At 53.9% G+C, this 15042-nt stretch carries 13 protein-coding genes and 1 pseudogene; 5 read left to right on the top strand and 9 right to left on the bottom strand.

Going from position 1 to position 15042, the window contains the following annotated elements:
• Positions 1 to 17: 17 nt before the first annotated feature.
• The 3 genes from ACL2XO_RS07045 to ACL2XO_RS07035 are packed head-to-tail and all read right to left on the bottom strand — an operon-like array spanning position 18 to position 2703.
• Positions 18 to 1100 carry a LacI family DNA-binding transcriptional regulator gene (locus tag ACL2XO_RS07045; RefSeq protein ID WP_413742445.1) on the bottom strand — a complete coding sequence of 361 codons (1083 nt, stop codon included), beginning with the start codon at positions 1098 to 1100 and terminating at the stop codon, positions 18 to 20.
• Between the two features lie 21 nt (positions 1101 to 1121).
• Entirely contained in the window at positions 1122 to 1931 is an 810-nt protein-coding gene (locus ACL2XO_RS07040; protein ID WP_413742444.1) for an ABC transporter permease, read from the bottom strand.
• Positions 1915 to 2703, bottom strand: coding sequence for an ABC transporter ATP-binding protein (locus ACL2XO_RS07035; RefSeq protein ID WP_413742443.1), 789 nt, complete (start codon positions 2701 to 2703; stop codon positions 1915 to 1917). The genes ACL2XO_RS07040 and ACL2XO_RS07035 overlap by 17 nt, the downstream gene beginning before the upstream one ends.
• A gap of 297 nt (positions 2704 to 3000) precedes the next feature.
• On the opposite strand from ACL2XO_RS07035, the gene ACL2XO_RS07030 reads away from it, so the two are divergent.
• Positions 3001 to 3768, top strand: coding sequence for a glutamine amidotransferase (locus ACL2XO_RS07030; protein ID WP_413726740.1), 768 nt, complete (start codon positions 3001 to 3003; stop codon positions 3766 to 3768).
• Positions 3769 to 3797: 29 nt separating this feature from the next.
• Here the strand turns inward: ACL2XO_RS07030 and ACL2XO_RS07025 are convergent.
• Together ACL2XO_RS07025 and ACL2XO_RS07020 are read right to left on the bottom strand one after the other, a co-directional pair.
• Positions 3798 to 4043: pseudogene (locus ACL2XO_RS07025) on the bottom strand (transcriptional regulator); the annotation flags it as partial.
• 37 nt (positions 4044 to 4080) lie between these two features.
• Positions 4081 to 4395 (bottom strand): hypothetical protein, encoded by a 315-nt coding sequence (locus ACL2XO_RS07020; protein WP_413726739.1) that lies wholly within the window; start codon positions 4393 to 4395, stop codon positions 4081 to 4083.
• Positions 4396 to 4805: 410 nt separating this feature from the next.
• Here ACL2XO_RS07020 and ACL2XO_RS07015 point away from each other — a divergent pair, with 410 nt between their 5' ends.
• Complete coding sequence (locus ACL2XO_RS07015) at positions 4806 to 5615, top strand: hypothetical protein (RefSeq protein ID WP_413742442.1); 810 nt, start codon at positions 4806 to 4808, stop codon at positions 5613 to 5615.
• 50 nt (positions 5616 to 5665) lie between these two features.
• Here ACL2XO_RS07015 and ACL2XO_RS07010 read toward each other — a convergent pair whose 3' ends face one another.
• From ACL2XO_RS07010 to ACL2XO_RS07000, 3 genes are all read right to left on the bottom strand, one after another.
• On the bottom strand, positions 5666 to 7822 hold the full coding sequence (locus tag ACL2XO_RS07010) for a putative bifunctional diguanylate cyclase/phosphodiesterase (RefSeq protein WP_413726737.1): 2157 nt from the start codon (positions 7820 to 7822) through the stop codon (positions 5666 to 5668).
• A gap of 272 nt (positions 7823 to 8094) precedes the next feature.
• Positions 8095 to 9783 carry an alpha,alpha-trehalase TreA gene (gene treA, locus ACL2XO_RS07005; RefSeq protein WP_413726736.1) on the bottom strand — a complete coding sequence of 563 codons (1689 nt, stop codon included), beginning with the start codon at positions 9781 to 9783 and terminating at the stop codon, positions 8095 to 8097.
• Positions 9784 to 10592: 809 nt separating this feature from the next.
• On the bottom strand, positions 10593 to 10778 hold the full coding sequence (locus tag ACL2XO_RS07000; protein WP_203522616.1) for a hypothetical protein: 186 nt from the start codon (positions 10776 to 10778) through the stop codon (positions 10593 to 10595).
• Between the two features lie 372 nt (positions 10779 to 11150).
• Here ACL2XO_RS07000 and ACL2XO_RS06995 point away from each other — a divergent pair, with 372 nt between their 5' ends.
• Positions 11151 to 12218, top strand: coding sequence for a LacI family DNA-binding transcriptional regulator (locus ACL2XO_RS06995; RefSeq protein WP_132923147.1), 1068 nt, complete (start codon positions 11151 to 11153; stop codon positions 12216 to 12218).
• Between the two features lie 376 nt (positions 12219 to 12594).
• Positions 12595 to 13071 carry a hypothetical protein gene (locus ACL2XO_RS06990; protein WP_413726735.1) on the top strand — a complete coding sequence of 159 codons (477 nt, stop codon included), beginning with the start codon at positions 12595 to 12597 and terminating at the stop codon, positions 13069 to 13071.
• A 510-nt stretch (positions 13072 to 13581) separates the two neighbouring features.
• Here the strand turns inward: ACL2XO_RS06990 and ACL2XO_RS06985 are convergent.
• On the bottom strand, positions 13582 to 13902 hold the full coding sequence (locus ACL2XO_RS06985; protein WP_132923149.1) for a glucose PTS transporter subunit EIIB: 321 nt from the start codon (positions 13900 to 13902) through the stop codon (positions 13582 to 13584).
• 615 nt (positions 13903 to 14517) lie between these two features.
• Here ACL2XO_RS06985 and ACL2XO_RS06980 point away from each other — a divergent pair.
• On the top strand, positions 14518 to 15006 hold the full coding sequence (locus ACL2XO_RS06980) for a ferritin-like domain-containing protein (protein WP_132923150.1): 489 nt from the start codon (positions 14518 to 14520) through the stop codon (positions 15004 to 15006).
• The last annotated feature ends 36 nt before the right edge of the window (positions 15007 to 15042 follow it).

Raw genomic sequence — 15042 nt, 5'->3', positions numbered from 1 at the left:
CACAGTGCCTAGGGGATTTACCCCGGCACAATATCGTTGGGTGGCGATAAACCCACCGAACGGCGGATACAAAGTTCGGTGGGAAAATCTTTTTGCGCCGGACCGTCGGTGACGGCGCCCATGCGCTGCAGCAGCAGGGTCGCCGCGGCGCGGCCCATGTCCCGACCCGGCTGGCGCACGGTGGTCAGTTCGGGGTGAAGCAGCCGCGCTTCGGGAATATCGTCGAAACCGGTAACGCTGATATCCTCCGGCACCCGTACGTGCAGCTCCAGGCAGCGGCGAATAAAACCAATGGCCATCAGATCGTTGGCGCACAGCACCGCCGTGGGCCGCGCCGCCAGGGCCAGGATCTCGTCCGCCGCCCGGCGGCCTGCCTGCTCGGTGTAATCGCCGCGTATCACCGGCACGCTGTCCGGCGGGATGCCGGCACCGGCAAGGGCCTCGCGAAATCCCGCCTGGCGCTGCTCACTGGTCCATAACCCCCGCGGACCGCTTACCAGCGCCAGGCGACGGTGGTGCCTGGCCAAGACATATTGTCCCAGGGTACGGGCGCCGATAAGATTTTGCGAACTGATAAACGGCACTTCTATCCCGGGGGCTATGCCGGACACCATGCCGGGCAGATATTCATCCACAAACACCACCGACCCCTTTGTCGCCAAGGCGGTAAGCGACGGACTGGGCAAGCCGGTGCCGGAGAGATAAATCACTCCGTTCAGCCGCTGGGTGCGCAACACCTGGGCGTAATACTCCTCCCGCCGGGTATCCGACCAGGTCAGACACAACACCAGCAGGCAATCGACGGTATCCAGCACGCTCTGGATACCCTGGGCGACATCGACGAAAAACGCATTGCCCAAATCCGGCACGACAAAACCGATGGATGAGATGCGTTGATGCTTAAGGCTCCTGGCGGCGCTGTTCGGTTCGAAGTTCAGTTCGGCGATGCAGCGCAGGACGTGGCGGCGGGTATCCTCCGCCACCGGCCGGGCGCTATTGTTGATCACGGCGCTGACGGTGCCGATTGAAACCCCGGCCAGCCGCGCCACATCACGAATGGTGGGCCGAACCGGCCGGGCGGATTTGATGCTGTTTTCCATGCTTGATCAAGCCTGTGCGGGTTAGGGGGAACGGCGCCAGTAGCGCCGCGACCAGCGGCGGGCCTTGGACGAAGTGCGCCATGGAGTGACCAGATACTCCAGCACAATCACCAGCAGGAAACTGAGCACGCCCAATAAGGCCAGGAAACCGATGGCGGAAAAGGTCCCGGCGGTGTTCAACCGCGAGTTGGCCTGCAGCAGATAAGCGCCCAGGCCGCCGCTGGTGGAGGCGGTCCATTCGCCGATCACCGCGCCGGTCACGCTGAACGTGGCGGACAGTTTCAGGGCGGAAAACAGCGGCGTATAGGTGGCCGGCAGTTTGACATAGCGAAAGATGCTCCAGCGGGAGCCGCCCATGGACCTCACCAGGTTCAGCATATCGCCGTCAACGGAGTTCAGGCCGTCCAGCACGTTCACCACCACCGGGAAAAATACCACCAGCGCCACGATAACCAGTTTGGGCGCCAGGCCGAACCCCAGCCAGATGGTCAGCGCGGCGGAAATGGCGATCACCGGCACTGCCTGGCTGGCAATGAGAATCGGATAGAGCACGCTGCGAATCCAGCGGGTGGAATCCATGGCCACCGCAAACAGGAACCCGGCGCCGGCGCCGAGAACAAACCCCAGCAAGAAGGTGGTAAACGTACTTTGAAAACCAATCCATAATACCGCCCAGTCCGACAGCACATGGCGCCAGGTCATTTCCGGCGAAGGCAGGACATAGGGGGGAATGTGGTAATAACGCACCGCCAGGTCCCATGCCAGCAGCACCAGCATCAACGCCGCCAGGGGCCCCAGCAGGGGTAACAACAATTTACGAAGGTGTTTCATCGGCATGAACGTCCTGTTGGGGAATTTCGCTGTAAATCAGGCTCAATATCCGGCGCTTCAACCGGATGAATTCCTCCCCGGTCAGACAGGACAAAGGCCGCGGCCGGGGAATATTCACGGTAAAGATTTCCTGGATACGGCCGGGACGGGGCGTCATTACCACCACCCGGTCCGCCAGGTAAACCGCTTCGTCGATATCATGGGTGACGAAAATCACCGTCCGGTGCTGCTCGGTCCAGACGGTCAACAGCCACTGCTGCATGGACAAACGGGTTTGCGAATCCAGCGCGCCGAAGGGTTCGTCCAGCAGCATGACGTCATGCTCCATGGCCAGGGTGCGCATCAGCGCCACCCGCTGCCGCATCCCGCCGGACAGTGCCGCCGGATAGTGATTGATGAACTCCCCGAGGCCGTAGCGTTCCGCCAGCGCTACCCCGGCCGCCCGCTGCGCCCGGCCGGCGCCGCCGTTAAGGATGGCGCCGAGCACGATATTGTCGATAACCGTCATCCAGGGCAGCAGCAGATCCTTTTGCAGCATATATCCCACATGGCCGGTGCGGCCGGTAACATCCCTGCCGTCAAGAACAATCGCGCCGCTGTCCGGGGGCAAAATCCCGGAAATAAGATTGAACAAGGTGCTTTTGCCGCAGCCGGACGGCCCCACCACGCAGACGAACTCCCCCGGCGCGATGTCAAGACTGGTGGGCGCCAGCGCCGTCATCGCCCCAAAGCGCCGGCTGACCTGTCGGATCGATAACTTGGCAGATGTCATGCGGTGGCCTCTTTTCAATCCGGATATCCCGGTACGCTACAATCAATGGCTTCCCTTCGGTTATCAGTATTCCACAACCGCCGCCGCCGAACCACCGCAACCTGGCGGATAAAATGGAAATTGAAACGGTTCAATAATTTACCATTGTATCTCGATAATATCTTTTTTTTTGCTTGATTAAAAAGCATTAAGATGACAATTTTGTTTATTGAACCGGTTCAATAACGGTGATGACTGACATATCAATAGAGCACTATAACACCCAATTTTTTAATACGGCTCGGGGAGGGCCTCACAATGAGTCGAAAAAAAGTACTGCTGGTAGGTGAAACATGGGTTACCTCGGCAACGCATTTCAAGGGTTTCGATCAGTTCGGCAGCGTGACCTTCCACTCGGGGGCCAAAGGTCTGATGGCCGCACTGGCCGACACGGAGTTTGAGATCACCCATCTGCCTGCGCATCAGGCGGTGGAAGATTTCCCCTTTACCGCAGAGGGGCTCAGCGCTTACGATGCCGTCCTGCTGTCGGATATCGGCGCCAATTCGCTGCTGTTGCACCCCGATGTCTGGCTGAACGGCAAAACCGTGGCCAATCGCCTGGCGCTGTTAAGGGATTGGACCGCCCAGGGAGGCGCCCTGGCCATGTTCGGCGGCTATCTGAGTTTCCAGGGCATCGACGGCAAGGCGCGCTGGCATCGGACCCCGGTGGAACAGGCGTTGCCGGTGGAATGTCTGCCCTATGACGATCGGATCGAAATACCCGAAGGATTCCGCCCGGAAATAGAGCCGGCGTATCAAGGCCATGCCATGTTCAGTGATATTACCGGCGAATGGCCGGTATTGCTGGGGATAAACGAAGTGATCGTCAAACCCGGCAGCGAAGTGCTGGCGCGCTTGCCAAAAGCCGCCGGCGGCCATCCGCTGCTGGTGACCGGCCGCTATCAGCAAGGGCGTACGCTGGTGTGGACATCGGATATCAGCCCGCACTGGCTGCCGCAAAGCTTTATGGACTGGCCAGGCTACAGGCAGTTATTGATCAATATGCTGTCCTGGATGACGCAATAGCTGACCGATGCGGCCGGCCAGGCAAATCATCAGACGATGATGACCTCAATGCCCTGCTGTTCCAGGTCGGTTCGATCCTTGTCATTGATTCCGTCATCAGTGATCAAGGTGTGAATTTTATCGATAGGCAGCACCAGATTGAATCCGTTACGGCCGAACTTGCTGGAATCCAGCACCGCAACCACTTTTTTAGCCGCGTTCGCCATCACGCCGCTGATGGCGAAACCCTCGTTAAAAGACGAAATGCCGATACGGGCATCAATACCGTCCGCGCCGCAGAGGGCGTAGGCGTACAGCTTAACGCGATCGGCTTTATGCCTGACAGGCGCGAGGCCGCCTCATTGGATCCGATGGCGTAGAGATAGCGGCCAGCAGGCCGAGCTCCACCGGCAAACCGGCCTTGATCGATAGCCTCGCCGCCACGCCCGACAGGGCGACAACGGATCCGATGCTTAATTCAATGCCGCCGGTGAGGATAACGCAGGTGGCGCCCATGCCGATAAAGGCAATGGTGGAGGTTTGCAATCCCACCGTCATGATATTATTCATGGTCAGGAAACTGCCGCTGGTCACCGAAAAAATAATAACCAGTAACAACAATCCGCCCAATGCCGTTAATTTCAACACAATTGCTTTTGATTATCGCTCATTTACGCAACCTATTTTTATTTATTGTATTTATCTTCTATTTACGTTTGTGATCCTGATCATAATAAACCTTCGTTTGAACTTAAACGAAAGATATCGAAAGAATGGCTTTCAGGAAGTAAACCGTAAGCATGCAGGCTGGGGGAGCTCCCCCGAGGCTAGGCGTAACCCGGTTTGACAGAGGGAAGATGGGCAGAAATATTTAAATGACGATAGGTTGAAAATCGGGGCTTTAACGAGGGTTCGGCGGAACATCCCCTGTTTCGGCCAAGTTTGTTTTAAAAAAAAATAGTTTTATCTGCTATTTAAAATAGCCGAAATATTTGTTGAGCAGATGCACAATTTCATTATGATACTAAAAAAAATGATGAAACGTTTTGGAGCTTTGCATGAACAATACGCTGTCGGCTAATAACGGGACGGTGACTTTTAGCGGATGTGCCTCGATGGATGGACTTGGAGCCGGAGCTAATACGCATGAACCCTTTTCTGCCAATACATCACGAATGGCGCCAGGAATAAGCGTTTCCAACAGCAGTGTGAAATTTAACAAAATCCCTGCAGCGTCACGCGATAGTGCTCAGCTCCCACCTTCAATACATGGCGGATCATGGACCGGCGGCTCTGAAATTACTGCCGGTTTACCTCAATCAATCATGGGCGGGCAGAATAACCACAATCTCCATGCTCATTGCTCTGTGCATACAATTGGCGATTCGCTTAACGCCAAGGCTACCAATCAGTACAGACAAATGCCGTATCGGTCAAGGTACGCCGCTATTACAGCGCGGAAAAAATGGGAAAAAGAGATCTATTATCAAAACATCAAAAAAGCATGCCTGGATGAGGTAACGAATAAACACCTGAGCATATATTCTGTGGTAAAGAAATACGGTGTTCCCCGTACGAGACTCATGAAATGGTTGAAAGAATGTCCGGCATGGACAGGAAATCTTGACGATGGCGGCCTTTCGGCAGAATTGCTCCATAAAAGGATTTTAGAGGTCAACTCTTCCCTACTCGCCGCACAGCAGGGCAATAATGGCCCGGCGGAGAAAGCGGCCGGAACCCACCGTAGCGCTCAAGGCAAAAGTGGCACAAACAACGGAAGGGCGGGTTCCCGTCCCCTGCCGGTTTTGCAACGGCAGGCGGCAAACGGAGACATGGCCCAGATGGGGCGGTTCTGGCGGCCTTGGTAAGACGATTGTCCCGACCGCGTCAAAAGAACTCATGGGCATCGTCATCGTCTTCAGCGTCCCAGTCCCAACCGCAGGGCAAACTCCGCCGCGGGCATGGGTTTGCCGAACAGATAGCCCTGGGCTTCAAGACAGCCTTTTTTACGCAAGCGTTCGCACTGTTCCACGGTTTCAACGCCTTCGGCGATAACCTCCAGTTTGAAGCTGCTGCCCAAATAGAGTATTGCCCTGACGATCGCCGCATCCGGCGGGGATTCGCACATGGCGCGGACAAAGGTTTGATCCACCTTCAGCCGGGTGACCGGGTAATGCTTGAGCATGCTGAGGGAAGCATATCCCGTTCCATAGTCATCAAAAGCGATCCCCACGCCATCTTGGCATAATTCGCGCAGCGGAAGCAGCATCGTTTCATCATGGCGCAGGATAATATTCTCGGTGATTTCCAATTCCAGCGCCTGGGGCGGTAACCCGGTTTCGGCCAGAATGGCGCGAACCTGCCGCGCCAGGTTTCCGGTTCTGAACTGAGCGCTAAAGAGATTGACGCCGGTACGGAAATTTTCAACGCCGGCCTTGCGCCAGGCCGCCGTCTGGCGGCAAGCGGTCTTTATCACCCACTCCCCGACCCGTTCCGCCCACGGACCGGATTCCAACGCCGGTAAAAAAGCGGCCGGACCAAGCAATCCTTTTACCGGATGTTGCCAGCGCAGCAGGGCTTCCGCGCCGACAATCGCTTCGTCGGACAAACGTACCTGAGGCTGATAAAACAATTCAAATTCATTCTGCTCGAAAGCGCGGCCGAGTTCGGTTTGGTAGGAGCGTTTCGCCTGCGATAGCTCACGCAGTTCGCGGGTAAAGAAACGGCGGCAGTGGCGTCCCTCGGCTTTCGCCTGATAGAGCGCCAGATCCGCGCTGGTAAGCAGTTCCTGGATAGTCAGGCCGTGGATGGGATAAATCACGATACCGACGCTGGCGCCGATATTCACCGGCTGTCCGTCGACGGCCAAAATTTTTGATATTTCATCAATGATCTGGTCGGCGATTTCCGCCGCCCGCTGCGGATCCGACAGGCCCGGCATCAGCATGGCGAACTCATCGCCGCCCATGCGGGCCACCACATCGCCGGATCGCACGCAGTGCTGCAGTTTATAGCCCACTTCCACCAGAACCGCATCACCGCCGGCATGTCCCAGGTTATCATTGACGTCCTTGAAGCCGTCCAGATCCACCAGCATGATGATGGCGGCGTCTTCATTCCTCAATACCTGTTCGAGACTCGACGTCAGCAGGGTCCGATTGGCCAGTCCGGTAAGATGATCCATATGCGCCAGTTGGAACAGGCGCTCCTCATTGCGGCGACGTTCGGTAATATCCCGCAGGATGGCGCCAAAGCTGACATGCTGATCATCGACCCACATCGAGGCGGACAGCTCCACCGGAATCCAGGCGCCGTCCGCGGCCCGAACCTTCAGTTCCAGCGTGCCGCCATGCTGCAAGGCTTCTTTATCCGCCACCAGACGGCGCAATCGGGCCACCGGACCGCCCGGTATCAATATATTGATATTTTGTCCGATAATATCCTTGCTGTCATAACCCAATAATTTACGGGCGGCGGCGTTCCAAAATGTAATGGTACCGATTTCGTCGGCGCAGATAATCGCATCCGGCGAGGTATGCGCGATATTTTCAAAACGGCCCTGGCTGGCGCCGCGCGCCCGTTCCAGTCGGCGCATTTCCAGCTTATCCATCACCAGCGCCGCCAAATCCTGCATATTCTGCCTATCGCCGCCGTTAAGATCCGGTCGCGGTACCCGATCGATAATGCACAATGAGCCGATGGCGTAGCCCGTTCGCGTAAACAGTGGTATTCCGGCGTAAAAACGGATAAAGGGCTCCCCGGTCACCAGTGGATTATCCCGGAATAAAAGATCCGCCAGGGTATCCGGTATCACCAGGATATTTCGAGTTTGGATGGTATGGGTACAAAAGGAAATGTCCCGCGGCGTTTCACAGGTAGCGATGCCGGTGCTGGCGACAAACAGCTGCCGCTCCGCTTCAATAAGGGAAATCAATACGATGGGAACATTGAATATATTGGCCGTTAATTGGATTAATCGGTTAAAAGCCATATCCGCTATTGGCGAATGAATTCCGAATTCCTCAAGAATTGCCAAACGCTTTTCTTCATCCTGACCCAACGGCGGATACGTCATATTTGCCTCTTCAAATAATTATAAACATAATAATTGACAATGCTTTAGAAGGGTTATGCCTATTAAGTATAGTCACAGGCGCGAAGAAGCGGCGATAATCAACGGGCTGGTTTTATGCGCGGGATCGATAAGAATGAATAATGACCGGCGTCGGATAAAATTCATCAGATTCTAAAAGACGGTGCCGGCCCTATGCCCAGGGCCCCGTTTATGTGCCGCTGACGGGTCAACGGGGCGATAGACTCATAGGGCGGCCATGGCGCCATCCTATGCTAATGGGCCGCCGTAGCCTCTTTTGCACTCTCGTCCGAGCTTTGTTTGTCCTCGCAGCCCGGCGTTTTATCGCAATACATATCCAGTAATTTCAGGGTGACGCCATTAGTCCAGCCGAAGCCATCCTGCAGCGGATATTCACCGCCGCCGCCGCCGCCGAGGCCGCTGCCTTCAACAACATATTTTTCCACCAGCTTGTGCTGATTATTATAAAGCCGCTGCACGTTGCCTAAAAACCGGGTGGCGATATCTTCCGCCAGGGCATCATTGCCGTAATTACGCAACCCTTCAACCGCAACCCATTGCAGCGGCGCCCAGCCATTGGGGGCATCCCATTGCTGGCCGGTGGTATGGGTAGTGGTGGTCAAGCCGCCTTGCTTAAGCAGCTGCGACCGTATGGTTTGCGCGGTGCGATTGGCGCGATCCATCGGCGCGATTTTTGCGTAGAGCGGAAACACGGTGGCGGCGGTAAGCTGTTCGCTCAGCTTGCCCTGCTGCCAGTTGTAGTCGGCGTAATAGCCCTCCTGATCGTTCCACAGGTGCTGGTTGATAGCCTGCTTCCGGCGTTCGGCCCGCTGGCTGTAATCATTGGCCGCTTTCTGATCCTTGGCCAGCAAACTGGCGTTGGCCAGGGTATGCTCAAGATGATACAGCAAGGCGTTCAGGTCCACCGGCAGGAATGAGGTGGTGCGGATGGACGAGAGTTCCAGCGGGTTGTAGAACCAGCGCGAACTATAATCCCAGCCAGAGGCGGCGCCGGCCCGCAAATCACGATAAACTTCCGCCGCCGGCCGGTCTTTGGCCTCGCTGGCGGTCAGCACGTCCTCCATATAGGATTCCGTGCGCGGGGTATCCAGATCATCCCAATACCGGTTCAGTAACGAACCGTCCGGCAAACGCACCACCCGTTTGTTGGCTTCGCCATTTTCCAGGTTCTCGCTGCCTGCCATCCAGTACTCGTACTCTTTTTTCAATTGCGGCAGGTACTTGAGGTAAACCCCCTCGCCATCGTGGGTCGCCAGCAAATCGATCATCAAGGCGAAAAAGGGCGGCTGGGAACGGCTCAGGTAATAGCTGCGGTTCCCGTTGGGAATATGGCCGTATTTTTCGATTTCATGGGCGAAGTTATTGGTCATATCCCTGACCAGTTCCCATTTGTCGCTTTCCGCCAGGCCCAGCATGGTGAAGTAGCTATCCCAATAATAGACTTCCCGGAACCGGCCCCCCGGCACCACATAATCGTTGGGCAGAGGCAGCAGCGAATCGTAAGGCCGTACGGTGGCGGTATTACGGGTCAATACCGGCCATAGCGTGTTGATATGTTCACGTAACGTCTGGCCGGTGGGCGGCACATATTTCACCCGATCCGGGGGAAAGATAAAATTCTTGTCGACAAAGGTTCGCAGATTGAATTTTTTACGCCGTTTTTTTACTTGATAATCGGCCACAATCGCCGACGGAGTCCGGCGCGGTACCGCATCCGCAAAAGTTTTCTGGTCGGGGAATAATTTCGCCGTTTGCACGTCGATATAGAGCTGGCCCAATAATATGTCCGGCCCCAGCAAGGAAGGAATATTTGTTTTATTTTTAGTTGTACTCGTAGAGAGAGCCAGGCCTGAAGCTGCTCCCAGCGCCATGCCCAATGTCAGAAATCTTTTCCAGGTCCACCTGAAAGAGCGTGTAATCATAGGTTTTTCTCCTTTTTTATACGCCATCCGGCTAATCTGGCCGCGGCCGCGAAATTCGTAGCAGACTTATAACTATAGCCACTACTGAACTATTCATGGACATCCGGAACAAGCCCGAAACGTTTATTCTTCCCGGCGCAAGCGCCCTAACCAGGCTATGGCCCCGTCGGGCGCGGCGCGGCGGGAGCGCCACTGTCAAATGGACACGCTGATTATTTCCGCCGGCCGCCATAGGAAAAGAGAGCATCACATGATATTTTTTTGTTTTAAAACAACGCATAGCAGTGAACCATCAATTGAAATATCCTGCTTGCGCACCCTCGGGGGTTTCATGGGCGCCGGCGGTTAGCCGTTAATCTGCCCCACCGGACCGATGGATATGTCCAGGCAAAACCCGCGTTAAACATGCCGGCCGGCCTCGCCCAAACGAAGAGATTCGGATTTATCGTAAAGGCCGGATTGCCCGTTGCGGCCCTTGCCGAACGCTTTACTGACCGCCAGATTTTTATTGAGTTCAACATATGAACGTTATTAGATACTATTATTAAACAACAATAACAAAACGAAAACATCTTTAAATGAAATTTATAAATTCGCAGTGGTTATAGAGGGTTAATTATTATTAAGGAAACGCCATAGGGGAAAATAGAATTATCTGGGCGCGACTCGGAGGAAAAGAGCGGGCTATTGCCTAGCGGATTGGAGGTTTTAGACGTTAGCGCGCTAACGTGCATTCAATCAATGAGTGTAATCAGATATCGGCCCGGCACGGCTGCGCATCGCTTGAAACCGCGCCCGGCAGTTCATATTCATACCCGGTGCTGGTCGTACTCCATATCGCTGACCCGTTGCCAGACTTCGGCGGGCATGTAAACCGGCATATGATCGCAGCCCATGGCGCTGAACAATGCATCGGTTTCGGAACAGGAAGCCCGGTCGGCGCTGGGTTCTTCAGGTAAGACAAGAAACAGACGCTTTAAATGTTCAATAATCATCTCGATGCTCCTGGCCTGAAGAGCAAGGCCTGTTGGTCGGGTGAATTGGCAGCGTACCGCCCGAAGATGACGGTAATACCGTTATAAACGCAAACCGTTCCCGCGGGAAAGCTTTTTTTTGTATCTCTGGCGCCTCAACGCGCCTTAGAACCGGCCTTTCACCGCCGTGCGGTTTCAATGCCCTGAAATGAAAGATATTAAATACCCTGCGGCGACGACCGATAAAATGTAAATCTGAACATAGAATATTCATATGGTTAAAAAGGTTGTCAATAATGGACGCCCGGAAGGCAGCCGGCCCCAGGCGGTTTGGGTTGCCCGGATATCCCCGGCGTTGTAGCATTGGCACCGGTCTTCTTTCCGAGCAACCCCATGCCCAAGCCGCAAAAACCCCGCAATGTCAGTGCCCGGTCAACCCAGGGCGTTACCGTATTTGAAGTGGCCCGTCTGGCGGGCGTGGCGCCCATTACCGTTTCACGCGTACTGAACGAGCCCGGCAAGGTTAAAGAAGCCACGCTGTTGAGGGTACGGCAGGTGATTGAAGAAACCGGCTACGTGCGCAATCAAATCGCCGGTTCGCTGGCATCCAACCGCACCCGGCTGGTGGCGGTCATCGTGCCGGTACTCACCAATCCGATTTTTTCCGATACCTACCAGGCCATAGCGACCTGGCTGGCCAAAGCCGACTACCAGGTCTTGCTAGGCATTTCCGGCTACCATGCCGAGCAGGAAGAGGAATTGATTGACGTTGTCCTCAGCCGCCGCCCCGACGGCATTATCCTGACCGGTACCATTCACACCGAACTGAGCCGTAGGCGACTGCAATCCACCGGCATCCCGGTGGTTGAAACCTGGGATATGACCGAAGAACCCATTGATATGCTCATCGGTTTTTCCCATGAGGAGATAGGACGGCGGGAAGCGCAGCATCTGCTGGCGAAAGGCTATCGGGATTTTGCTATTGTGGAAGTGGACGATCCGCGCGGCCATCGGCGCAGCGAAAGCTTCATAAGGGAGCTCGCGCTGCACGGTATAGCTCCCCGCCATCGCCAAACCTTTCATGGATTGCCGGCGCTGTCCCAGGGACGGGCAGCCCTTCTGACGCTGCTGCCATTGCGGCAGCGGCCGCTGATGATCGTCTGTTCATCGGATACGCTGGCCCATGGCGTGCTGACCGAGGCCGCTTGCCAGGGAATAAACGTTCCCGGTGAATTTGCCGTCATGGGTTTTGGCGATATGAATTTCGCCGCGTTTACCTTCCCGTCGCTGTCCACGGTAAGAATCGACGGTGCCGGTATCGGCCGCCGGGCGGCCGCGGCTTTGCTGGAGCGGCTGAAGGGTAACACAACGTCCCCGCCGGTAATGATGGATGTGGGTTTCACTCTGGTGGATCGCGACAGTACCGCATTATTAGCCAACCCATGGACGTCCACAGAGTAACAGCGGACGCCGGCCGGCGGCAAAGCCTCTAGGGCGCGGTATCATTGGCATCGGCGACGAATTCAACGCCCGCGCCGAGCGTACCCTGGACAGAAAGCAAACAATACCCATTCATAGAAAATATATAATTATAAAAAGTATAGTTCCAATATTACTCTTTTTGTAATAAATACCCTTCCCTGTTGAGCCAATTCTTCAAGAAGAGGGGAAAGAGTGTTATTACCTCCTGGCAGCTCACTGTAATTATAAAATTTTTCTTATATGATCCACGTGCTATTAAATGAGCTCAATCATGCTATTTTAGCGATCATTATCCGGCACGCCAGTATTGATTACATATCAAATTAACTAGGATGTATTATTAATAAGGAAAATTATGTTTCATTATAAAGATTGCGGATTATCAATTGTTTGGCTCATCAACGGTTATGTGCAAGAGAAAATGAATAAGGGCTTCGCCTACCGCATTGAAGATAAATCCGGTTTACATCGATTAATCGCCAAGGCATTAATTAATCGCCGGGGATCTCTGACCGGACGGGAGATGTATTTTATACGCAGCGAAATGAATCTATTAACAAGGGAACTGGGAGAGAAAATGGGCGTGGGCGCGACGATCGTCAGTCAGTGGGAACAAAGTTGCCACCCCTTGCCCCGAGGGGCCGATATTGCATTAAGAACGATCTATGTCGGCTTATTGCTGGAAGAAAGCGAAAGGGAACTGCATGTCCATTTACTTTCCGAGTCGGGACAGGATCGTTTCATTGAACAGCTCATTTTTAGATTCATCGACAGGCAATGGCAGCGCTATGTGCCGCTGCCGGGATCGCCGGCGGAGATTGAGCCGATATAATGCGGCTAAAGCGGTGACGCCTGCGCCATCGCGGATCGTGCATTGAAATGATCACTTTTTAAAATTATCAAATTTGATTCATGATTCCGTCATCGGACAGCGTCAACGCGGCATGGCAATAAAAACGTCATATTGATTCTTTATACTTCAGCTTCAATTAAGTCCAAAAAAGAATAACAATATGTACGCCCGCCTGTCCTTGGCGCAGCGGCCAGGCTCCGGTATTAAGCCATCACCGGATGCCGTGCTCTGCGCCTTATTTTTTTGTCCCCGTTCCGCCTCGTCCGTCCGGGGCGAGTTACCCACGAAAGGCCATCTTTCCCGCCGGCGGTACGGTTATCGCGCCACTGCCGATGTTGAAATGCACCAAACCGCCCGAACAGGCCAATGACGTTATCGATTATGTCCTCTTGCCGGAAAGAGGCCATGGGTCGATTTGACCTGCCGGCGATGGCGAAGGACCGGGCCTATTAAAGGGGGAGCGCAAACAGGATCGAAGGCGATTCGCCCCTACTTGTCCTCCAGACCGAAACGTTCCGCCAGCTCGCGGCGTAGATTATCCGATTGCCGTCCGAAAATGGCCTGGATTTCCTGGCCTATCACAACCACCCCCACGGCGCCCAAATGCTGGATTTCCCCCGTATCCACCTTGCTCAAATCCTTGACCTTCACCCGCAAACGCGTGATACAGGCATCCACATCAACGATATTTTCCTGCTCGCCCAGCGCGGAAATCAATGAAGTGATATCCGGATCGTGCGGCACCGTGGCGTTATGCGGGTGCTTTATCTTCTCGCGGAAAAAACGCATAAATTCTTTGAAATTAACCATTCTTGCATCCTTATTTGAATTATCGGGGCCTGTTAGGCTCGCCGGCGGCTATAAAAGCGCGATCCGCGCCCTTCTCCCCGGCACGTTACTGAAAGTGCCACTGCTTATGTTATGCCTTACTTCAATTATCCTACCGCGATGGCGGCAGACCTGAAAGGAGGATTAAACGTCTTGAAGGTTGTGACGTGCATTCTCGAGTAAAAAATGTGATCCAGCCGACAGCGTCGCTGCTGCATATGCGCTACGAAAGCCGGCATAGCCAAAAGCCCCGCCAGGGTGATAAAACTAAAGGCCACAAAAGTTTTTTTCGTATCTCATGAGGCTATGGTCCAAACGACAAATAGGCCGTTATCGGCTTATATTTTAGGTTGCATTATTCTAAATACCTTCTACCTCTCGATTTATTATTCTAGCAATGGGAAAATATGAAAAAAAACGCAGCGCCAACCCCATGAATTTATTATTATTCATGATAGCAATTATCATTTCACTCTCTTATATTAACGCCACTGTTTGTTTTATTACCACTCTCTGACTAAACTTATATCATAAAGGGATTTTCATTGAAAAAGGGCCTTTCTTATTAATGTTTTAAAACCTGCCGCGGAGACATAAATGAATATCAAAACTCTGGAAGACCTTTTTATCCATGCCCTATCGGATGTGTACAGTGCTGAAAAGCAAATTACCCGCGCATTACCGAAAATGGCCCGCGCCGCAACAGATCCCGAGTTGGTCACGGCATTCCAAGCGCATCTTGAGCAAACGCACGGTCAGATAGAACGTATTGATAAATTGGTGGAAGCGACCCCTAATGTGAAGATCAAGCGGATGAAGTGCTTGGCAATGGAAGGATTGGTTGAAGAGGGACAAGAAATTATCGACGAAGTGGAAAAAGGCCCGGTGCGCGATGCGGGACTTATTGCCGCGGCCCAAAAGGTGGAGCACTACGAAATTGCCACCTACGGCACTCTTTGCGCTTTGGCTGAACTGTTGAAATATAGCGAAGGGAAGGCGCTGCTGGCTGAAACCTTAAAGGAAGAAAAAGACACCGATATTAAACTGTCTAAATTGGCGACGATGAAAGTCAATATAGCCGGCTAATATATTCCCCAGGTTATGCCTTATTTATTTTGCTTA

The sequence above is a fragment of the Sodalis sp. RH15 genome (assembly GCF_047324255.1).
Lineage (GTDB): Bacteria > Pseudomonadota > Gammaproteobacteria > Enterobacterales > Enterobacteriaceae > Acerihabitans > Acerihabitans ligni.
The sequence above is the reverse complement of the archived record's forward strand: the minus strand, read 5'-3'. Positions and strand labels throughout refer to the sequence as shown.

Excerpts from the sequence above, each read along its gene's own strand:
- ACL2XO_RS07000 (WP_203522616.1), bottom strand. The coding sequence starts at position 10,778 with ATGATTATTGAACATTTAAAGCGTCTGTTTCTTGTCTTACCTGAAGAA.
- ACL2XO_RS07030 (WP_413726740.1), top strand. The coding sequence starts at position 3,001 with ATGAGTCGAAAAAAAGTACTGCTGGTAGGTGAAACATGGGTTACCTCG.
- ACL2XO_RS06995 (WP_132923147.1), top strand. The coding sequence starts at position 11,151 with ATGCCCAAGCCGCAAAAACCCCGCAATGTCAGTGCCCGGTCAACCCAG.
- ACL2XO_RS07035 (WP_413742443.1), bottom strand. The coding sequence starts at position 2,703 with ATGACATCTGCCAAGTTATCGATCCGACAGGTCAGCCGGCGCTTTGGG.
- ACL2XO_RS07010 (WP_413726737.1), bottom strand. The coding sequence starts at position 7,822 with ATGACGTATCCGCCGTTGGGTCAGGATGAAGAAAAGCGTTTGGCAATT.
- ACL2XO_RS06990 (WP_413726735.1), top strand. The coding sequence starts at position 12,595 with ATGTTTCATTATAAAGATTGCGGATTATCAATTGTTTGGCTCATCAAC.
- ACL2XO_RS06985 (WP_132923149.1), bottom strand. The coding sequence starts at position 13,902 with ATGGTTAATTTCAAAGAATTTATGCGTTTTTTCCGCGAGAAGATAAAG.
- ACL2XO_RS07040 (WP_413742444.1), bottom strand. The coding sequence starts at position 1,931 with ATGAAACACCTTCGTAAATTGTTGTTACCCCTGCTGGGGCCCCTGGCG.
- ACL2XO_RS07045 (WP_413742445.1), bottom strand. The coding sequence starts at position 1,100 with ATGGAAAACAGCATCAAATCCGCCCGGCCGGTTCGGCCCACCATTCGT.
- treA (WP_413726736.1), bottom strand. The coding sequence starts at position 9,783 with ATGATTACACGCTCTTTCAGGTGGACCTGGAAAAGATTTCTGACATTG.
- ACL2XO_RS07015 (WP_413742442.1), top strand. The coding sequence starts at position 4,806 with ATGAACAATACGCTGTCGGCTAATAACGGGACGGTGACTTTTAGCGGA.
- ACL2XO_RS06980 (WP_132923150.1), top strand. The coding sequence starts at position 14,518 with ATGAATATCAAAACTCTGGAAGACCTTTTTATCCATGCCCTATCGGAT.